Here is a 19,037-nt window from a genome sequence, read left to right as displayed (position 1 = left end):
CGCTCGGGCGGACCTCTCCACCCATGCGCATGGGGTCGAGAGCATGCACGAGGCGCTGCACCCTCGATGTGATTAATTGTCCGATGAGGGTTCGTGCATCAAGCGCGCTCGCTGCGAGAGTAGGCGTCAATGCCGGCACCCTCGGCGACACCGGCGATCATCTCGCCGTCAAATCTCAACGGGAGTACGACAACTCGCCGCACCGGGGTGTGTTGTCGGTACGAGTTTCACCGGTCGCGATGCACGGAAATTCTGGGCGGCGGATCAAGGTGCGCTGTCGTTGTAGAAGTAGGCGGGATCGTCGTCGACGATCCGCGCGAACATCATCCGAAGAGCGTGAGCGAGTTCATCCCGTCCCCGCTCTGGACGCGAATTTTCACGATCACCAGCCAAGAACCATCGCTAGCCTTCTCTGCACCCACGCCGATTGTTTCGCTTCTACAACACCAGCGATCCGAACCCCCGCGGCCTTTACCGTAAGGTCACGCGGTCTGCACGTCGGCCGTTTCGGGCGAGGTTCAGGGCTTTGTCCAGGTCGAGGACGGCTCTCTCCGGATCAAATTTCCGGATGGTGGGTCGGTCCGGCCAGGGGTCTATCCACCCGTCGACGTTCACAGTGCCGGCCTCATCGGTGTGTCGATCTGACTCGATCCGTTGACTGGCGCAACGGTGCGCCACGCGTTCTTGCCGTCGTACGCTCCGATCTCCATCCGCGCTGACCGACGCTGGAAGCTTTTGCCGGTTGCGGCGACGTCGAGCTGAGCGGCTCGCCCCAATGGCGTCTGACTACCGAGGTCGCCGTCGCGGCCTCGTCCAACTACGCCGAAATCAGGGGCGCCCAGTCTGATTCGGGCGGAGCCGAAGGGCACCTGAAGCATGCCAGCGAAAAGGTCCAGGACGCCTACGCCCGATCATCAAGTCAATGAACACGTCCACGCCGAAACGCGGTGCCAGCCACCATTCGAACAGGTTTCGCCGCAGGTGCTCTTGCATTACGAGCACTAGAGGAGTCCGTCGCGACCGGGCTCATGTTGTGCTGCGGACGATCCAGTTGATTTCGTAATCCTGGGAGCGGTGCTGTTCGTCGCACCAGCGATCGACTCCTGGACTGGGTTCAAGCGGAAATAGCGGCGGGGCGGGCGGCTGAGGCCCCGGGGCATGGCGCTCTCCAGATCCAGGCGCACGAGTCTCATCTGAGATACCTCCCTCATGAAACCCGATTTGGGGTTGCCCACCGAGTGATCAAGTCATCGCTGCAGGCGATACGACCTCCCCAGGTCTCCGGATCGGCGTCAATAATAGTGTCGTCGACCGCCCACTGCGCGGCCCGTCGACCCGAGCAGCAGCAGAATCAGTCCGATCACGAGTACGACGATCCCGATGGTCCACAGGATCGAGATGCCGAACACGAAACCGACGATCAACAAGATGATTCCCAGAATGATCATGACGAACTCCCATCGCCGCGAGTCTCATGAGACCCATCGGTTGTCATACCCCCTAACCACCCAACGCAAACGCCGCACATCAGATCATCGCTTCGCACGAAGCAGCACAATGGCGGAGCGCCGAAATCCGGAACCCTCACTCCTCCGGCCGTTTCGACGTTTCCTCCTGCCGTCCGGTATGCGCAGCGCCGGCGGTGGACACGGGCTCGTCTGCGGAGTCGGGTCGGCGCTGCGCACGTCTGACGTCGCGGTGACTACGGACCGACAGGCGTCCGAGCGCGGCCGCCCCGAGGAACAGAATCACCGCTCCGAGTCCGTCGAAGTAGGCCAACTGCTGCACCGCCGCGATCCCCGGTCGAGCCGCCGTCGGACTGCCGGGGTCACCGATGTGCAACACCGGCGCGAGCGTCGTCCCAACGACGAACCACGCACCGCCGACGACAGCCAGCCAGGCACCGAGGCCGGCGACGACCCGATGGCGGCTGACCACGAGCAGTAATCCGCCGACCGCCGCCGCCGCGCCGGGCAGCACTTCCAACCAACCTCTGCCCGATGTCCACGTCCAGGCGTGATCCGGCGTGAAGGCGAAGGAAAAGTACGGGCCGACAAACGGAATCAACGCGCCCCACAGCCCGAGCAGGATCAGGAGGATTCCGCTGACCGCTCCGCGACTGCGGGGCACCCACATCGGGCCCGGCATCGTGTTCTCGGCCGACGTGTATCCGGTCGGCCCGGCCGTATCCTGCGCCGCCTCGCGACGTTTCGTTTCGTGACGAGTCTTGTTGTCAGAAATCATGTCCAACTCCTTGCTCAGCTTGACCCCGGATACCCCGACGCGTCGCATCCGAAGCCTCACCGAGCTGCGGACTCCCCTGCGATCACCTCGGCCAAGTGTGGGCCGAAGACCGCGGGTTGGGGGCTGGAGTCCATGGGGCCAGGGTTGTAACAGATGGGCCGCCACCGGTTTGCTCGCATCGAAGAACCCGCGCGCGAAACCATCGTCGGCTACTTCGTCGTAGGCCGCGGTTTCGCTTCCAGTTCGAGCATCACCAGAGTGCCCGTCGCGTCCTGGGTCAGTGTTTGATCGATGTGCAGGGCTATTTCCTCACCGACGGTCATCTCCCCAGAGATCAGGTGCGCGGCAATCAACTTCTGAGCAGCATTATTCTTAATACGTTGACTCCTAACACCTTTCAATTTTCCGGTGAAGTCACGGCCATCCCAACATTCGCTCAGTCGCGACTGCCGACGGTCTCCTTGATTTTGCGATCGCGAAGCCCCATGCATTTATCGAACGCGGGCTTCGGTGACAGAAAAACCTTGTCGGGGTTGGTGGGGACATCGGGTGCACTGAGCGAACGCATCATCGATGCTTGTCTGGATCGCGCACCCGACGAGACTGCAAAACCATCGCCTGCGCGTCCGTCGCAATGTCCGAATCATCAAGCACTGTAACGCATTCGGTGAGAATCGTGCCCTGTTCAAACAGTCCTACAGCTTCGTGATTTTCCGTTGCAGACATTCTGGTAGGTCGTATCGCACTGCACTTCCGAAAGCGCCTGAGCGCGACCTTATAGGCGATGCACTCATCGACAATCGCATCGAGATCCCTCTGTAGCGCCGAGGAGGTTAACCGCTGAACGCACCCTTAGTCCGCGCGAAGTCGATACCGGTAGGCACGAATGTACTGTCGTTGGCGGGTCATGATGGCGTATTCCGTTCTCGGGCATGACGCGCGGCATGTGTCGCTATGAGACGGTCCCGTATCAACAAAGCCAACCACGTGTCGGCGGCAACTTCACCGTCGCTGTCGTACCTTTCAAGGTAGCGACCGCAGACGCTGTCGGATTCGGACATCGTGACGGCCAATACCTCTGCAGCAATCAGCACGCGTTCGTTTTCGGAGCCGAGCTGAACGTGAATTTTCGCTGGTGAGGGCGGGTGTTCCGCGCATCGCATCGGCAGCCGCGCTGGTTCTCCATCATTGGGCCCCTTGATCAGGTGATCCCTCCAAAACGGCACGACATGCGAGTTCGAGTTCGGCGTTGACTTCGACATTCTTGCCGCGTTGACTGGTGTGTGTCGACTTCTCGTTTCCTCATCCGAACGCAGCGCCGATTGCCCCTGGGCTCGAGAGCGCAAGTAACGGTGCGCCCGCATTCCTACCTCATCATGCATTCTGTGTCGCTTGAGTTTTGAGACGTCGACTCGTGATCACTCCAACCACATCGCAGTGACCGTGATCATGACGACGAGGAGATGACCATGATGAATAGTGAACCCGGCAAGCATGTGTCCGAGGAGTCGCAGTCTGCCCGAGGTGCCCCCGGTTCTCGCGACACCGGCTCTGACGAACCTGGCGGCGGTCCGGTCGATCGTCCTTCCGGATCGTTCGATGACGAGGAGACCATCTCGGGCTCGAAAAGCGGAGAAATCACTACTCCAGCGGATTCCACCGCCGCTGAACCTGCTGTGCCGCCCTACGAGGGACGTAAGAAGTCTGCCAATGATTCGGCATTTCAGGACGCTGACACTTCGGAGGGGCCGAACACCGGTGGCGCAGTGCAACCGGTGGTGGATTCCGAGCTCAAGGCGCCGCCGACGGAGCGGCCTCCTCGTGGAAGTGGTGCGTCCCCGGCCGACGAACAGCCTGCCGCCGACGCCCCTGGATCGGGTTCCGCCGACAGGGGCGTCGGGCCGGCTCATCAAACGGGCGTGGCCAGAGGCGAAGACCAGCCGCCTGAATCCACACCCCTTGATCTGTCCCCGTGATCTGTCCACTTGATCTGTCCACTTGATCTGTCCATCAGAAAGCGCATGACGCTCCGACAGCAGCGACATCGTCAGTGGACGCCTAGGTACTGTCAGTTCTCGGCCAACGGCCACTCTCGAGGCGCTGCGATACGCGTTTCATGTCTTCTTCAGAGGGTTCTTCTCGGAGCCTTCGCGCGACCAGTGCCCGCACGCGGCAGTAGTCGATGTGCCGATCCGGAGTTTCGTGAGCGCTCTCTATCGACAAAGTGACTACTTCGTCGATCTCGTCATCAGTCAAACGCCGCCGGAACCCCTGAGTCTGGAGGTGACCGGGCGATCACCCGCAAGTTTCTCCGTCCGCTGCAGCCACCAACCGTGCAGGCGTCGCATCCATCGTAAGCCTGGACGCCTCGAAGCCATGACGTGCCGACCGTGTCTACTGGCCGAGCTCAAGAGTGGTGGACCTGGAAGTGGCCGTATGTCTTCGCACTACTGCTGCGAATCCGGCGATCAGAGACGACTCGCCGGGAAACCATCTGCAATGGCTACTCCCAGCCGGACAACCCTTCTGCGGCGATGCGATGCACCCGCCGAAGGTCGGCGAACAGCAGCGACGGTTCGGATCTTCGGCCCAGCGCGTCGCCACCCGTTCCTGCACTGGATGTTCCGAACGCGGACGTACGAGAATCAGCGTCGAGATTGATTCCGAAACGTCCTCCGCCGTCGGACAAATCGCGGATCTGGTCTTCAGACCATGCTGGTGATGTCACCCGTCCCACAGGAGATCTCGTGTTGTGTCGTGCGGACCGGGCGCGCAGTTCGCGAGCAAGTTTTCGTTCCCAGCGATGAAATTCCCGAATTACCAGGCCTGTCTTCACTGCTCTGCTGCTCTGAAAGTTCGCTTACCGTCGCGGTTCGTCCGCTCGTGGTAAAAACGGACTGGGTGAGCGACGAAGCCGGCTCGCACTCGCTGTACTGGACCGAACTGCGGGACGGTCGTCGTTGTGGTGTTGTGCGGTTCAGGCAGCCAGAATCATCGCAGCGATCCGGCCCAGCATCCTGCGCCAGCAGGAACCGGCCGGGATGCTGTGCGCGGTACCCACCAACGCTAGCCGCGCTCCGGGGCGCCCAATTCAGGAGAAACCCGATGCGAGCGGCCACCACGCCGGTCCGCCGCCGCCGCTCGTTGTCGTTGACGCTTTCCGCCTCAGACCGCGAGCAGTCGCTGGAAGAAATCGCGGTAGCGCTTCAGCGCGAGACGAAGGTCCTCGGTGGAGCCCTCTTCGCCTCGCGCCCACTGCTCCTCGAGCCGGGAACGTGCCTCTGAGAAGCCAGTCGTGAGACGGTCGACGACGTCCGACACAAGGCCGTCAGCCTTATGGACGCATTCTCTGGGATCATCGACGAACCCCGACTGGACCTCGTCCCAGCGCAAGCGGAGGACCGACAGCTCGTCCTCGGCGAAAAGTGATTGTTGGGCGGACGATTCGGTTGTCTCGGTCGACGGGACGGTCCCCATAGCCGAATAGCCTGTGGCCTCGCTCGAGGCCCCGGTCCGCTCTGTCGAGCCAGTTGTCTCGAGCGACGATTCGACCCCCCTGGTCGAGCCGATGCCCTCGGGTTGTTGATCCTGGGTTGTCATGCGCGCGCCTCCGTTGGCTTGTCTTTGTTCTCATCCGTCTCGAGCAACTTCTCGAACAATGCGCGGTAATGCACGAACGCCTCGCGCTGGTCCTCCGTACCGACGTCGCCCTGCGCTTGCGACAGATAAATGCTGTGCCCGGTTCGGTAGTCCTCGACAACCTTCGGATGGTCGACCGAAATGTCGGCCGCCCGCTGATCGAAGTCGTCGATCGGGTATCCGCGGTCGCGCATAACTTGGATCACGAGCCGGTCCGCAGCACCTACCGCGCTCGACGGATTGTCGGCGAACTCGATCTGCACCGTCCGCCAAGACTCGGCGTACTTCGCTCGCAGCTCGGGCGACAACGGGACGATATCGAGCTTCTCACGCTTTCGTTCGCGCGCGGCGAGTTCGTCCTCCGCCGCGCCTTGTTCGCCGACCTGTCCGACGGTCCGCTCGTACTCGGGACCAAACCGTCCCTTCAGCCGTTCCGTCCTTTTGCGACTGCCCACCGAGCGGGCAACGATGATCGCCAGTACGGCGACCACGACGATCGCCGCGATCAAGATCCATCCCCAAACCGGCATTTCCTCAGACCTCCTCGCCCTCCGAAGGGGGATAACCGAACGGCGCTACCGGAAACGGCACTCACGCTTGGCATCCCGCAAGTCGCCGGGACACCGACCTGCACCGCAACCACTGGCAAGTCGTGACTATCCAACCTCAGGTGGATCTGACTCCGGCACATCGGTTTAGTTCTCACGCAGCGTGATCCGGCCCTCGAACCTGATCGCGAACGCGTTCAGTGCTGGTTCCCACCTCATTACCCATCCTGCTCTTCCTTCCCTGCCGGGTCCAGCGTCTTCCTTCTTGTCGGGCCCAGCGCCCGGGTCGCGAGATACAGACATCTCTGGGCCGTTTGGTCGGTTGGGCAGTGCCCGCGAAAGGGAACCTCGGTGGCGTCCAGCAGTGGATCGAATCGCCCAGATTCCCCCGCGGCTCGGCCGGTCACCGCCGTCGACGCAGCGCCGCCACCGCGAGGCCGCCCGCGCCGCCGAGAACCGCCGCTAGCCCCGATCGGGGCAGGGCGGCGAATGTCGCAGTAACCGAAACCGCGTCAGCAGTATCGATCGGAATCACAATCGGCGGTAAGCCCGGTGCCGGCGCCTGCCAGGCCGTAAGTGTGACGTCGAAGATGATCGGTCCCATCTTCCCCGCTCAACAATCGAGAAATTCTCGACGCACACTCCCCGAAGTGACGGCAGAAACAGGGACTGCAGTCCGACCGGCGAGAAGTTGGCGAAGTCGCTGTCCGAATACATGCCCGCCGGAATCATGATGATGATGTGCGCGCCCTCTGTGGCTCGGTTGCTTATCTCCTTGATGCACTTCCCGTCGAGCTGTTACCCATGCGAGTGACCTCCGGCCCTAGCTCAGTGCCCACCGCTGGAGGAGGTTGGCATTTGGGTGCTCGACCGATTTTTTTGCGTCCCTCAGTCGGCGCACACCGGAGTTTCCTGACGCAGCCTGCACGACGAGGACGGCGGTGTCAGGAAACGACACCGGGCAAGCCCGACACTTGAGGTCCAGACCGAACTCGAAGCTTCCGACTGCCTGACGCGTTACGAGAGGACACGCTATGGGGACATCTGGGTACGTCCGCTTCTTTGAGGAGTTCGGCATTGACGACGTGCCGCTGGTCGGCGGCAAGAACGCGTCACTGGGCGAGATGTTCCAGAAGCTGTCGGGGCAGGGCGTACGCGTCCCGCACGGATTCGCCATCACCGCCGAGGCCTATCGCTACATGTTGGACGAGGCCGGCGCGTGGGACCGTCTGCATGCCGAGCTCGAAGACCTCGACCCCACCGACGTCGCCGCGCTGGCACGTAAGGGCAAGCGCGCCCGTGAGATCGTCTACGGCGCCGGACTTCCCGACGATCTGGCCGCCGAGATTCTCGACGCCTACCGCACCCTTCAGCAGGAGTACGGCGAGGAGGTGAGTCTGGCTGTGCGGAGCTCGGCGACCGCCGAGGACCTGCCGACGGCAAGCTTCGCCGGCCAGCAGGATTCGTATCTCAACGTCAAAGGCGAGGAGAGTCTGCTCGAAACGTGCCGTCGTTGTTTCGCCAGCCTGTTCACTGATCGCGCCATCCATTACCGAGTCGACCAGGGATTCGATCACTTCAAGGTCTCGCTGTCGATCGGCGTGATGAAGATGGTGCGCTCCGACCTCGCCGCGTCGGGGGTGATGTTCTCGCTCGACACCGAGTCGGGCTTTCGCGACGTCGTCTTCGTGACTGGCGCCTACGGACTGGGCGAGAATGTGGTTCAGGGCGCCGTCGACCCCGACGAGTTCTACGTCCACAAGCCGACCTACCTGGCCGGCCACCGCGCCGTGCTGCGCCGCCTGCTCGGCGACAAGGCGGTGAAGATGATCTTCGTCGAGGGACAGACGAAGTACACGACGCGAAACATCCCTACCCCGAAGTCCGACCGCGCCCGGTTCTGCCTCACCGATGCGGATGTCCTGGAGCTGGCCGGCTACGCGTGCGCCATCGAGGGGCACTTCGGCCGGCCGATGGATATGGAGTGGGCCAAAGACGGTATCGACGGACAGCTCTACATTGTGCAGGCCCGCCCGGAGACGGTGTCCTCCCAACACAGTGCGACAGCGCTGGAAACCTATGTGCTCGAGGGCCCAGGCGAGGTGCTGGCCGAGGGCCGCTCGGTCGGCGAGAAGATCGCCTCAGGAGTGGCGAGACGGATCGAGAGTCCCGCCCACCTGTCCGAGTTCAAGCCCGGCGAGGTACTGGTCGCCGACACCACCACGCCCGACTGGGAGCCGGTCATGAAGACTGCTGCGGCAATCATCACCAACCGGGGCGGTCGTACCTGTCACGCGTCGATCATCGCGCGCGAGCTGGGCATCCCTGCCGTGGTCGGCGCAGGCGATGCGACCACCAGCGTGCCCGACGGCGCCGTCGTGACGGTCTCGTGTGCCGAAGGCGAGTCGGGGAAGGCGTACCGGGGCGAGGTGCCCTTCCGCGTGGATCGCACCGAGGTGGCTGACCTGGCGCGGCCACGCACCCAGATCATGATCAACCTCGGCAACCCCGACCTGGCCTTCAAGACGTCGTTCCTGCCCAACGACGGGGTGGGATTGGCCCGAATGGAGTTCATCATCAGCGAGTACATCCGGGTCCACCCGATGGCCCTGCTGCACCCCGAGAAGGTTACCGACCCCGAAGCTCACCGGACGATCGATCGGCTCACGCAGGGCTACGCCGACGGAGCCGCCTTCTTCGTCGAGCGCCTGTCCGAGGGGATCGGCACCATCGCCGCCGCCTTCTGGCCCAAGCCCGTCGTGGTACGGATGTCGGACTTCAAAACCAACGAGTACGCCAGCCTGATCGGCGGAGCGGGCTTCGAGCCATCCGAGAGCAACCCGATGCTCGGCTTTCGAGGCACCTCGCGCTACGCGCATCCTGCCTATGCCGAGGGCTTCGCGCTGGAGTGCCGCGCGATGCGGCGTGTGCGCGAGGAGATGGGACTGACCAATGTCATCCTCATGCTCCCGTTCGTGCGCCGCATCGCCGAGGCGGACCTGGTCCTGCAGACGATGGCCGACCTCGGTCTGCGGCGGGGCGAGAACGGGCTCGAGGTGTACGCGATGTGCGAGATCCCCAACAACGTGATCCTGATCGACGAGTTCGCCAAACGCTTCGACGGCTTCTCCATCGGCTCCAACGACTTGACTCAGCTCACTCTCGGAGTGGATCGCGACAGCGAGATCGTCGCGTTCGATTACGACGAACGCGACGAGGGTGTCAAGGAGATGATTCGCCTCGCAGTCGAGGGCTGCCGCCGCAACAGAATTCACTCGGGGATTTGCGGACAAGCGCCCTCGGACTACCCCGACATGGCCGAGTTCTTGGTTCGGCTCGGCATCGAGTCGATGAGCCTGAACCCCGACAGCGTGGTCAAGACCACCCGCCAGATCTTGCAGCTCGAGCAACAGCTCGCGCCGGGTCGATGAACAGCAACGCGGAGGGTTCGAGCCGGGATGCCGCCCGCCCGGCCGGGCCGTCGAGGGACGTGACGCCGCTTGCGGACCTGGTGCACGGGCAGTCCCGGGCCGGGCCGGTACGCGAGCGTCGGCCTGTCTATGTCGATCTGCTGCCGCCCTGCAACGTCGGCTGCCCTGCCGGGGAGAACATCCAAGCCTGGCTTGCCCATGCCACCGCCGGCCGCCACGAACAAGCCTGGCGTCAGCTGGTCATGGACAATCCCTTCGCCGCGATCCATGGACGGGTGTGTTATCACCCGTGTGAAACTGTCTGCAACCGTGCCCATCTCGACAGCTCCGTATCGATCCATTCGGTGGAGCGGTTCCTCGGCGACCTGGCCCGCGAGCGCGGCTGGATGCTGGAGCCACCGCCCACCCCAAGCAGCGGCAAACGAGTCCTGGTCATCGGCGCCGGGCCGAGCGGACTGTCCGCCGGCTATCACTTGACGCGCTTCGGTCACCAGGTCGAGATCCGCGATGCGGGCGCGATGCCCGGCGGGATGATGCGTTACGGCATTCCGAACTATCGCCTCCCCCGCGACGTGCTTGATGTCGAGCTCGCCCGGATCGCTGCACTGGGTGTGAAGTTGACGTGTGACCATCGGGTCGAGGACCTCGCCGCCGAGCGCGACGAAGGCGGGTTCGACGCAGTGTTCGTCGCGGTCGGCGCGCACCTGGCCAAACATGTCGACATCCCGGCCCGCGACGCCGCCGCCATGGTGGATGCGGTGTCGCTTCTGCGCAGCGTCGCCGCCGGCGAAAAACCGACGGTCGGACGGCATGTCGCCGTCTACGGCGGCGGCAACACCGCGATGGACGCCGCTCGTGTGGCCCGCCGCCTCGGCGCCCAGGACGCGGTCATCGTGTACCGCCGCACCCGTGCGCAGATGCCGGCACACGAGCAGGAAGCGCAGGACGCCGAACGCGAGGGCGTGCGGATCAACTGGCTGCGGACGATCAGCGCCTTCGACGGCCCCGAATTGCAGGTCGAAGCCATGGAACTCGACGAGTCGGGTTACCCACAGCCGACCGGACGCTTTGAGACGCTGGCCGCCGACACCCTGATCATGGCCCTCGGACAGGAAACGGAATCAGCATTCATGCGGACGCTGCCGGGAGTGGAGTTCAACAGCGATGGCAGCGTGCGTGTCTCGGCCTCGATGATGACCGGCTGTCCGGGAGTATTCGCCGGCGGCGACATGGTGCCCGGTGAACGCACCGTCACCGTAGGTGTCGGGCACGGGAAAAGAGCGGCACGCCACATCGACGCCTGGCTGCGCGACGCGACGGTCGACCACCCTCCGAAGCACCCGACAGCGACCTTCGACTCGCTGAACCTGTGGTACTTCGGAGACGCCGCGCAGCGCCGGCAACCCGAACTCGCGCCGGCGCAACGCGTCGAGAGTTTCGACGAGGTCGTTGGCGGTTTGTCCGCAGAAGAGGCGACCTACGAGGCGGGGCGGTGTCTGTCCTGCGGCAACTGCTTCGAATGCGACGGCTGCCTCGGTGCGTGCCCTGAGGACGCAGTGATCAAACTCGGGGCCGGACACCGGTACGAGTTCGACTACGACAAGTGCACAGGCTGTGGCATCTGCGCCGACCAGTGCCCGGTCCACGCCATCGACATGTTCCCGGAGCCGCAATGACACGCGTGACGGTCGACGGCAATGAGGCCGCTGTCTCGGTCGCCTACCGACTCAACGAGGTGTGCTGCATCTATCCGATCACACCGTCCTCGCCGATGGCCGAGCTAGCCGACGTGTGGTCCAGCGCGGGGCGGCCCAATGTGTGGGGCACCGTCCCGACAGTGGTTGAAATGCAGAGCGAGGGTGGAGCTGCGGGCGCTCTGCACGGCGCCCTGCAGAGCGGCTCGTTGACCACGACATTCACCTCGTCGCAGGGCCTGCTGCTGATGATCCCCAATATGTACAAGATCGCCGGCGAACTGACCTCGGCCGTCATCAATGTGGCCGCCCGGTCAGTGGCAGCGCAGGCATTGTCGATCTTCGGTGACCACTCCGACGTGATGGCCGTCCGGCAAACGGGGTTCGCTTTGCTCGCGTCGGCCTCCGTGCAGGAGGCACAGGACCTGGCACTCATTGCGCAGGCGGCCACGCTGGCGACCCGGGTGCCGTTCGTGCACTTCTTCGACGGGTTCCGAACCTCGCACGAGCTCAACACGATTGAGACGCTGTCCGACGACGACCTGCGGGCGCTGGTGCCCGAGGAGTTGGTGTGGGCGCATCGCGGACGGGCACTGTCGCCGGAGCGCCCCTTCATTCGCGGCACCGCGCAGAACCCGGATGTCTTCTTCCAGGCGCGAGAAACGGTGAACCCGTTCTACGCGCGGGCTCCGGGTGTGGTCGAGGACCTCATGGTGCGGCTCGGCGAGCGCACCGGCCGCAAGATGGGCATCGTCGACTACACCGGGCACCCGCAGGCGCAGCGAGTACTGGTGGTGATGGGTTCGGGTGCCGAGACCGTGGTGCAGACCGTCGCCGCTCTCGTCGAACGCGGTGAGCGGGTCGGCGTGGTGCAGATGCGGTTGTACCGCCCATTCCCCACCAGAGCGCTCATCGAATCGCTGCCGGCGACGGTGCGCACGGTCGGCGTGCTGGATCGCACCAAGGAACCGGGTTCGATCGGCGAACCGTTGTATCTGGACGTCGTCGCGGCGCTCACCGAGGCGTATTCCGACGGAGAACGACCCGCGCTGCCACGGGTCGTCGGCGGCCGCTACGGCCTGTCGTCGAAAGAGTTCACGCCCGCCATGGTCGCCGGGGTGTTCACCGAACTCGCCCGCAAGCAGCCGCGGCGCCGTTTCACCATCGGTATCGACGACGACGTCTCCGGGACCAGCATCGACTACGACCCATCCTTCGACATCGAGTCACCCGACACGTTTCGGGCGGTCTTCTTCGGGCTCGGTTCGGACGGCACCGTCAGCGCGAACAAGAACACGATCAAGATCATGGGGTCCCAAGAAGGACTGCACGCCCAGGGATACTTCGTCTACGACTCGAAGAAATCGGGTTCGCAGACCGAGTCGCATCTGCGCTTCGGGCCGGATCCCATCCGGGCCCCCTATCTGGTCACCGGCGCCAACTTCGTCGGCTGCCATCAGTTCCGGTTCCTCGACAAAGTCGACGTGCTCGGCCGGGCCGCGCCGGGCGCGACGCTGCTGCTGAACTGTCGGCAGCCTGCCGCGAAGGTCTGGGACGCGCTGCCGCGGCTGGTTCAGGAACAAATCCTGGACAAACGGATCACGCTGTACACCGTCGACGCCGGCCGGATCGCTCGCGAGGCCGGGGTGCCCGGGCGCATCAACATCGTGCTGCAGACATGCTTCTTCGCGATCTCCGACGTGCTGCCCCGCGAGCGGGCGATCGCCCGCATCAAGGAAGCAGTGGAAGAGGCGTACGGAAGCCGCGGCGCCGAGGTGCTGGGGAGAGAACTGGCCGCAGTGGACGGCGCGCTGGCCGGCGTACACCGGATCGAGGTGCCCGAGCTGGTCACCTCCACACGCACACCGGCGCCGACGGTGCCCGATTCCGCGCCGGAGTTCGTTCGCACCGTCACCGCGGAGATGATGGCCGGACGCGGAAATGCGTTGCCGGTCAGTGCACTTCCGGTAGACGGCACCTACCCGAGTGGCACCACCGCATACGAGAAACGCAACATTTCCGAGCTGGTCGCCGTCTGGGATTCCGACAGCTGCATTCAATGCGGAAACTGCAGCTTCGTCTGCCCACACAGCGTGATCCGCTCCAAGTTCTACGACGAGTCCCAGCTGGCCGGGGCCCCGGAGCAGTTCGACTCCGCTCCCCTGGACGCCGTCGGCCTTCCGGACGCCAGGTTCTCGTTGCAGGTGTACGTCGAGGACTGCACCGGGTGCGGCCTGTGCGTCGAGGCCTGCCCGGTCGTCCTTCCCGGCACCACCGTCACCAAAGCGATCAACCTCGCTCCGGCCGCGCCACGGGTCGCCGCCGAGCGAGAGAACATCAGTTTCTTCGAGACACTGCCGACCAACGACCGGTCCAAGGTGGACTTCGGCACCGTACGCGGCACCCAGTTCCTGCAACCGCTGTTCGAGTTCTCCGGCGCCTGCGCGGGCTGCGGTGAGACGCCGTACCTCAAACTCCTCTCACAGCTGTTCGGCGACAGACTGATGATCGCCAACGCAACCGGCTGCTCGTCGATCTACGGCGGCAACCTGCCCACCACCCCCTGGACCACCGACGCCGACGGGCGGGGTCCGGCCTGGTCGAATTCACTGTTCGAGGACAACGCGGAGTTCGGGCTCGGCCTGCGGTTGGCCAGCGACGGACACCTCGCGCTGGCCCGGCGCCGCCTCGCCGAGTTACGCGACACGCTCGATGCCGGACTGGTCGACGACATACTCGCGGCGCCGCAGCTGCGGGAGTCGGAGTTGGCAGCCCAGCGTGAGCGGGTGGCCGAGCTCCGGCACCGCCTCGACGGCCTCGATCCCGCCCTGACCGCGGACCTACGCAGTGTGGTGGACAGCCTGGTCCGGCGCAGCGTGTGGATCGTCGGCGGTGACGGTTGGGCGTACGACATCGGGGCCGGCGGCCTCGACCACGTCCTGGCGACCGGGCGCAACGTCAACGTGCTGGTACTCGACACCGAGGTCTACTCCAACACCGGCGGTCAGATGTCCAAGGCGACACCACTGGGCGCGGTCGCGAAGTTCGCCGCCGCCGGAAAGGCGGTGCCCAAGAAGGATCTCGCTCTGCAGGCGATCGCCTACGGAAACGTTTACGTCGCGAAGGTCGCGATGGGTGCCGACCCACAGCAGACCCTGCAAGCCTTCCGCGAGGCGGAGGCCTACGACGGCCCGTCGCTGGTGATCGGCTACAGCCAGTGCATCGCGCATGGCATCGATATGCGGCTCGGGATGGATCAGCAGTACCGCGCCGTGGCCAGCGGACACTGGCCACTGCTCCGCTTCGACCCGGTCCTGTCCGCCGCCGGGAACAACCCGTTTCTGCTCGATTCGCACCGGCCGCGGATCCCCCTCGCCGACTACATCTACCGGGAGCTGCGGTACCGCTCACTGGCAAACTCCGATCCCGTCGAGGCCGAACGGCTGCTCGGGTTGGCAGAACGGGCCGTCGAGCAGCGCTGGAATACGTACGAGGAGATGGCGTCCCGCGGTCCCGAGCATTTTCACCCCGACGCACGGAGGGACCGCTGATGGAGCTGTCGACGCGCTATCTCGGTCTCACATTGCGCAACCCACTGGTCGCGTCGGCGTCCCCGCTGTCGCGGACCGTCGACGGCGTCCGGCGCCTCGCCGACGCCGGCGTCGGCGCAGTGGTGCTCCACTCCCTGTTCGAAGAGCAGCTCCACCGCGAAGCAGAGCAAAACGCACGGCTGGTCGAGGCGAGCTCGGAAAGCTTCGCCGAAGCCCTGTCCTACTTTCCGGCCGGAGCCGATGAGGACCACGGCCCACGCCGGTACCTGAGCCTGCTCGAACGCGCAGCAACCGCGATCGCAGTTCCCGTGATAGGCAGCCTTAACGGCAGCACGCCTGGCAGTTGGGCCCGCTACGCCCGGTCGATGCAGGACTGCGGCGCCGCCGCGATCGAGCTGAACATTTACTACTTGCCCGGCGATTCGCACGTCAGCGGCCGCGACGTCGAACAGCGCCACCTCGATATCCTGGCGCGGGTCAAGGACGAGGTGACCGTGCCGGTGGCGGTGAAGCTCAGCCCATACTTCAGCGCGACCGGAGAGATGGCGCGGCGCCTGGACGAGGCCGGTGCGGATGGGCTGGTCCTGTTCAACCGATTCCTGCAGCCCGATATCGACCCCGAGACCCTCACCGTAGTACCCGCAGTGTCATTGTCCACCCCGGCGGAGTGCCGGCTGCCGCTGACGTGGATTGCACTGCTGCGGGGACGGGTCGGCGCGTCCCTCGCCGCGACGACCGGCGTCGAGACCGCAACGGAGCTGATCAAGTACCTGCTCGCCGGCGCGGATGTGGTGATGACCGCGTCAGCACTGCTGCGCCACGGCCCGCAACACGCCGCGGTACTGCTGGACGGCTTGTGCGAATGGATGGGACGCAAGGGATTCGCCACGGTCGAGGAACTGCGTGGGCTGCTCGCCGTACCCGTCGGCGTCGACGAGACCGCATACGAACGCGGGGACTACGTCAGCGCATTACGGCAAGCCAACAGCACCGACTACGGCCCGTGGTAACCGTAGAGTCTCGATCACGTTCGACGGCGATTCACACAGTCACTCAATGCCTTTCACCGTTTCGCCGCGGTTGTCGACGACCGAACCCTGAGCCTGGCATGAAGAAAGGTGAATCGATCTGGAGGCATACACGTTGTTGAGGCAGATATTCATCCGTATATCTGAAATTCTTCAACTGTCACAAGGCGAATTATTCCATCTGACAAAGGCCAACTGTTGGAGGCCAAGGACAATCTGGCGCGTATCCTCGCCGCCATCCCTCTCAGCGATGACGAGTGCGACGGCCGTCGACGAGGGGCGGGGCGCTCTCGACAACCTACTGGAGCGGCTGATCGACGTCCTGACGCCGACCGGTGTCACGCCACGTGAGATCGGGGTTCCGGCGACCTCGACTCTGCTTCCGATCGTCTCGGTCAACCGGGGCAGAGCCGAATGTCCTTGACAATTCAGATTCCACAGAATGATCCGGTTGACGCGCTCTTCGACAATGCCGGAACTGTAGGGCAGGGTCAGCCCGTTGCGGACTGCAGCGTGGTCGGTGTCGAGGCCTCGGATGAAGCGATGCAAGGTACTACGGACAAGGTCACTCGCCTGGCAGCTGACCTGGTGGCCAGCGCCATGGCCGAAGGAGAACGGCAACACCGCACAGGCCGCCAGCAACTCGAACACTGGGCTCGGGTGGGGCGTGCGGTATCAAGTCGACAAACCGCTGCCCGCCGCCGAGTGGAGGAAGCTCTCGCCGGCCGATTGCCGATCGGCGAACTCGGAACCGAAGATGGCGCAGTGTTCAACGCCGAGATCAACGCGGCGATCGAGGAACAACTGGCCACCACCGATTACGGCAGTTTGCTCGCTGCCCAGGGAGTCACTACCGTCGCTCTGTCCGAGGACGGTCAGATTGTCGAGTACCGTCCTGACGGCACGCGCACAGTCCTGCCGGAGTGAAACGACTCGACCTGGTAGTCGGCTGCAACGGTGCCGGCAAGTCCACCTTCGTCGCGCTCACCCTCGCTCCCCTGCTACCGGGCAGCCCTTTCGTCTATACCGACGAGATCGCCAAACAACGATGGCCAGCGAATCCGGCTACACACTCCTACGAGGCGGCCGCTATCGCCGCGAAGACCCGATCACACCTCCTGGCTCTGGGAAAATCGTTTATCGCCGAGACGGTATTCTCCCATCCGTCGAAGCTGGAACTGATCGACGAAGCGCGCTCGCACGAGTACACCGTCGTCTTGCATGTGGTGATGATTCCCGAGGAACTGGCAGTCCAGCGTGTGCGCTACCGGGTGCGTGCAGGCGGGCACGATGTACCGGAAGACAAGATCCGCCAGCGATACCAAAGACTGTGGGGTCTCGCCGCTCGGGCGTTCCCACGTTGTGATCACGCGACCGTGTACGACAACAGCTCGAGCACCGGCCCGCGCATCGTCGCCCAGTTCACCGACGGATACCTCGTCGGTGAAGCTACCTGGCCCGCGTGGACACCCGCCGAACTGACGTCGTGCACCAGCCGGGGCGAGCGACTATAGGTGAAGTAGCAGATTCACCGTGGAGAGTGAAGTGTTCACCCAACCGTGGGACGCCGCCCAAGGACCCAACGAATGGCACTGTCACGTTGTTGAAGTCGGCGCACCGGGAGAATCGGTGGGGTGAGCACCGCTATGCCGTCGTACAAGGGCCACCGCTATCCGGCCGAGATCATCAACTACTGCGGGCGTTGTCAAGTTGTTTGGAGCACAGCAGTTTTCGGGTGTGGCAGGGTATCAGTGGAGCGGCATTCAGGCTGCCGGGGTTTGTTCGGTGACCTGATCCCACACCTGAAATCGGGCGGCAATTTCGGTGCGGTGATCGGTGGCGGTCATCCGGTGGCGGGGTCGGCGGAAGTGCGGCGAGATGCGACTGAACAAGGCCAGAAATCTCTGCGCTGATAGGAGTTCTCGCACCGATTATTCAAATACTTGTTTTGCCTGTGCTCAGTTGTCGACATCGTCTTCCGGTGTGCGACCGGGTAACTGGCGAGCTTGTCGGTGACCAGCACGCGCGGCAGGTGAACTGGTCGAACACGGTCGTTCAAACCTGCACCGTGCATCTGATCCGGGCGTCGATGCGATTCGTCGCATACACCGACCGCGGTACGAACCTGGGAAAGCGCATGGGAACGGTCCATTCCGTTCCTTGCCTTTCCGGCCGCTGTTCGCAAGATCATTTCTCCCCCAAGCACTCCGTGCAGGGCGGTACCCCCACCACGAATGCGATCGAATCGCTGAACTATCAACTTCGCAAGATCATCAAAAACCGGGGTCATTTTCGAGAATGACCAAGCAGCAGTGAAACTTCTATAGCTTGCGATATGCAATATCGAAGACAAACGTGCCCGCGAACGAGACCGATTACGCAAAGATCAACACACGCCCCACAACACCAAACACGTCAACCGGCTCGTCGAAGGCGCGCACACCAACGGCTGGAAACAAGCCCTCGGCGCACTTCTCATCAACTACCCTGACCGGCTCGACCCGCACATCACCTAACCGATCATCGAATCTCTTACACAAAAATCTTGACAGGCTCACGGAAATCCCGGCACCCCGGACCCACAACCGGGACGCGACCGCCCTCGCCGGTCTTGCGCGTGATGCACGAACCCCTCATCGGGCATCAATCGCCCCGAGGGTGCAACGCCTCGTTCATGCTCTCCACCCCACGCGCATGCGCCGACAGATCCGCCCGCGCCGACCGCAGCGCGGCACTGCGACTACGCGAACCCGACTCCGACACCTCGGAGCTCTCATCCGGGTCCGGTGCCCCATCAGCGCGGTGTTCACGGGCGTTGTCGGCCTCCTCCCGCTCCGCACGATCCGCCTGCGCACGGAGCAAGGATTCTGATTTCGGGGTATTTCGCATCAGAGCATTATTC

20 protein-coding genes and 3 pseudogenes are annotated in these 19,037 nt (G+C 63.9%); 11 read left to right on the top strand and 12 right to left on the bottom strand.

The genetic code is table 11. The features are described 5' to 3' along the window. Positions 1 to 264: 264 nt before the first annotated feature. The 4 genes from QM600_RS25180 to QM600_RS25165 all read right to left on the bottom strand — a co-directional run bounded on the left by QM600_RS25180 (position 265) and on the right by QM600_RS25165 (position 2,244). Positions 265 to 393: a hypothetical protein gene (locus QM600_RS25180; RefSeq protein ID WP_283264411.1), complete on the bottom strand. Its 129-nt coding sequence runs from the start codon at positions 391 to 393 to the stop codon at positions 265 to 267. Positions 394 to 611: 218 nt separating this feature from the next. After that, positions 612 to 878 (bottom strand): hypothetical protein, encoded by a 267-nt coding sequence (locus tag QM600_RS25175; RefSeq protein WP_283264409.1) that lies wholly within the window; start codon positions 876 to 878, stop codon positions 612 to 614. A gap of 414 nt (positions 879 to 1,292) precedes the next feature. After that, complete coding sequence (locus tag QM600_RS25170) at positions 1,293 to 1,448, bottom strand: DUF6131 family protein (RefSeq protein ID WP_283264407.1); 156 nt, start codon at positions 1,446 to 1,448, stop codon at positions 1,293 to 1,295. Between the two features lie 136 nt (positions 1,449 to 1,584). Next, positions 1,585 to 2,244: a hypothetical protein gene (locus QM600_RS25165; protein WP_502943099.1), complete on the bottom strand. Its 660-nt coding sequence runs from the start codon at positions 2,242 to 2,244 to the stop codon at positions 1,585 to 1,587. A 153-nt stretch (positions 2,245 to 2,397) separates the two neighbouring features. Here QM600_RS25165 and QM600_RS25160 point away from each other — a divergent pair, with 153 nt between their 5' ends. From QM600_RS25160 to QM600_RS25150, 3 genes are all read left to right on the top strand, one after another. Continuing rightward, complete coding sequence (locus QM600_RS25160) at positions 2,398 to 2,532, top strand: hypothetical protein (protein ID WP_283264418.1); 135 nt, start codon at positions 2,398 to 2,400, stop codon at positions 2,530 to 2,532. Beyond that, entirely contained in the window at positions 2,529 to 2,903 is a 375-nt protein-coding gene (locus QM600_RS25155; protein WP_283264416.1) for a hypothetical protein, read from the top strand. Before QM600_RS25160 ends, QM600_RS25155 begins: the two co-directional genes overlap by 4 nt. Positions 2,904 to 3,713: 810 nt before the next feature. After that, on the top strand, positions 3,714 to 4,220 hold the full coding sequence (locus QM600_RS25150) for a hypothetical protein (protein ID WP_283264405.1): 507 nt from the start codon (positions 3,714 to 3,716) through the stop codon (positions 4,218 to 4,220). A gap of 82 nt (positions 4,221 to 4,302) precedes the next feature. On the opposite strand, the gene QM600_RS25145 is transcribed toward QM600_RS25150, so the two are convergent. From QM600_RS25145 to QM600_RS25120, 6 genes and pseudogenes are all read right to left on the bottom strand, one after another. Beyond that, on the bottom strand, positions 4,303 to 4,500 hold the full coding sequence (locus tag QM600_RS25145) for a DUF3349 domain-containing protein (protein WP_283264404.1): 198 nt from the start codon (positions 4,498 to 4,500) through the stop codon (positions 4,303 to 4,305). 247 nt (positions 4,501 to 4,747) lie between these two features. Further along, a complete protein-coding gene (locus QM600_RS25140) occupies positions 4,748 to 4,972 on the bottom strand; it encodes a hypothetical protein (RefSeq protein ID WP_283264402.1) in 225 nt (74 codons plus the stop codon). A 437-nt stretch (positions 4,973 to 5,409) separates the two neighbouring features. Further along, entirely contained in the window at positions 5,410 to 5,844 is a 435-nt protein-coding gene (locus tag QM600_RS25135) for a hypothetical protein (protein ID WP_283264400.1), read from the bottom strand. Beyond that, the gene (locus QM600_RS25130) at positions 5,841 to 6,413 is read right to left on the bottom strand and encodes a hypothetical protein (protein ID WP_283264399.1); all 573 of its coding nucleotides are present in this window, start codon (positions 6,411 to 6,413) and stop codon (positions 5,841 to 5,843) included. The genes QM600_RS25135 and QM600_RS25130 overlap by 4 nt, the downstream gene beginning before the upstream one ends. Positions 6,414 to 6,578: 165 nt before the next feature. Further along, positions 6,579 to 6,769: pseudogene (locus QM600_RS25125) on the bottom strand (hypothetical protein); the annotation flags it as partial. A 65-nt stretch (positions 6,770 to 6,834) separates the two neighbouring features. Continuing rightward, a complete protein-coding gene (locus QM600_RS25120; protein ID WP_283264398.1) occupies positions 6,835 to 7,035 on the bottom strand; it encodes a hypothetical protein in 201 nt (66 codons plus the stop codon). A 430-nt stretch (positions 7,036 to 7,465) separates the two neighbouring features. Between QM600_RS25120 and ppsA the strand changes: the two genes are divergently transcribed. From ppsA to QM600_RS25085, 7 genes are all read left to right on the top strand, one after another. Next, on the top strand, positions 7,466 to 9,862 hold the full coding sequence (ppsA, locus tag QM600_RS25115) for a phosphoenolpyruvate synthase (RefSeq protein WP_283264397.1): 2,397 nt from the start codon (positions 7,466 to 7,468) through the stop codon (positions 9,860 to 9,862). After that, positions 9,859 to 11,538, top strand: coding sequence for an NAD(P)-binding protein (locus QM600_RS25110; protein WP_283264395.1), 1,680 nt, complete (start codon positions 9,859 to 9,861; stop codon positions 11,536 to 11,538). Before ppsA ends, QM600_RS25110 begins: the two co-directional genes overlap by 4 nt. Continuing rightward, the gene (gene nifJ, locus QM600_RS25105; protein ID WP_283264393.1) at positions 11,535 to 15,107 is read left to right on the top strand and encodes a pyruvate:ferredoxin (flavodoxin) oxidoreductase; all 3,573 of its coding nucleotides are present in this window, start codon (positions 11,535 to 11,537) and stop codon (positions 15,105 to 15,107) included. The genes QM600_RS25110 and nifJ overlap by 4 nt, the downstream gene beginning before the upstream one ends. After that, entirely contained in the window at positions 15,107 to 16,117 is a 1,011-nt protein-coding gene (locus QM600_RS25100; RefSeq protein ID WP_283264391.1) for a dihydroorotate dehydrogenase-like protein, read from the top strand. The genes nifJ and QM600_RS25100 overlap by 1 nt, the downstream gene beginning before the upstream one ends. Positions 16,118 to 16,385: 268 nt before the next feature. Beyond that, entirely contained in the window at positions 16,386 to 16,559 is a 174-nt protein-coding gene (locus QM600_RS25095; RefSeq protein ID WP_283264390.1) for a hypothetical protein, read from the top strand. Positions 16,560 to 16,678: 119 nt separating this feature from the next. Beyond that, positions 16,679 to 17,062: a TA system antitoxin ParD family protein gene (locus QM600_RS25090; protein ID WP_283264412.1), complete on the top strand. Its 384-nt coding sequence runs from the start codon at positions 16,679 to 16,681 to the stop codon at positions 17,060 to 17,062. After that, positions 17,059 to 17,649 (top strand): ATPase, encoded by a 591-nt coding sequence (locus tag QM600_RS25085; protein ID WP_283264389.1) that lies wholly within the window; start codon positions 17,059 to 17,061, stop codon positions 17,647 to 17,649. The genes QM600_RS25090 and QM600_RS25085 overlap by 4 nt, the downstream gene beginning before the upstream one ends. Positions 17,650 to 17,898: 249 nt before the next feature. Here QM600_RS25085 and QM600_RS25080 read toward each other — a convergent pair. Then, positions 17,899 to 18,164, bottom strand: a pseudogene (locus QM600_RS25080) (IS6 family transposase); the annotation flags it as partial. 79 nt (positions 18,165 to 18,243) lie between these two features. Between QM600_RS25080 and QM600_RS25075 the strand changes: the two are divergent. Continuing rightward, a pseudogene (locus QM600_RS25075) lies at positions 18,244 to 18,651 on the top strand (transposase); the annotation flags it as partial. A 127-nt stretch (positions 18,652 to 18,778) separates the two neighbouring features. On the opposite strand, the gene QM600_RS25070 reads toward QM600_RS25075, so the two are convergent. Beyond that, positions 18,779 to 19,037: hypothetical protein (locus tag QM600_RS25070; RefSeq protein ID WP_283264387.1), on the bottom strand; the 259-nt coding region annotated here is incomplete at its 5' end.

Origin of the sequence: Rhodococcus sp. IEGM 1379, assembly GCF_030056815.1 — a bacterium.
Taxonomy (GTDB): domain Bacteria; phylum Actinomycetota; class Actinomycetes; order Mycobacteriales; family Mycobacteriaceae; genus Rhodococcus_F.
Note: the sequence above shows the minus strand (reverse complement) of the source record. Positions and strands in the feature narration are given on the sequence as shown.

Coding starts and splice junctions, on each gene's coding strand:
- nifJ (WP_283264393.1), top strand. CDS start 11,535: ATGACACGCGTGACGGTCGACGGCAATGAGGCCGCTGTCTCGGTCGCC.
- QM600_RS25100 (WP_283264391.1), top strand. CDS start 15,107: ATGGAGCTGTCGACGCGCTATCTCGGTCTCACATTGCGCAACCCACTG.
- QM600_RS25165 (WP_502943099.1), bottom strand. CDS start 2,244: ATGATTTCTGACAACAAGACTCGTCACGAAACGAAACGTCGCGAGGCG.
- QM600_RS25150 (WP_283264405.1), top strand. CDS start 3,714: ATGATGAATAGTGAACCCGGCAAGCATGTGTCCGAGGAGTCGCAGTCT.
- QM600_RS25120 (WP_283264398.1), bottom strand. CDS start 7,035: ATGGGACCGATCATCTTCGACGTCACACTTACGGCCTGGCAGGCGCCG.
- QM600_RS25090 (WP_283264412.1), top strand. CDS start 16,679: ATGCAAGGTACTACGGACAAGGTCACTCGCCTGGCAGCTGACCTGGTG.
- QM600_RS25135 (WP_283264400.1), bottom strand. CDS start 5,844: ATGACAACCCAGGATCAACAACCCGAGGGCATCGGCTCGACCAGGGGG.
- QM600_RS25130 (WP_283264399.1), bottom strand. CDS start 6,413: ATGCCGGTTTGGGGATGGATCTTGATCGCGGCGATCGTCGTGGTCGCC.
- QM600_RS25110 (WP_283264395.1), top strand. CDS start 9,859: ATGAACAGCAACGCGGAGGGTTCGAGCCGGGATGCCGCCCGCCCGGCC.
- QM600_RS25160 (WP_283264418.1), top strand. CDS start 2,398: ATGGGCCGCCACCGGTTTGCTCGCATCGAAGAACCCGCGCGCGAAACC.
- QM600_RS25095 (WP_283264390.1), top strand. CDS start 16,386: ATGACGAGTGCGACGGCCGTCGACGAGGGGCGGGGCGCTCTCGACAAC.
- ppsA (WP_283264397.1), top strand. CDS start 7,466: ATGGGGACATCTGGGTACGTCCGCTTCTTTGAGGAGTTCGGCATTGAC.
- QM600_RS25170 (WP_283264407.1), bottom strand. CDS start 1,448: ATGATCATTCTGGGAATCATCTTGTTGATCGTCGGTTTCGTGTTCGGC.
- QM600_RS25175 (WP_283264409.1), bottom strand. CDS start 878: ATGCTTCAGGTGCCCTTCGGCTCCGCCCGAATCAGACTGGGCGCCCCT.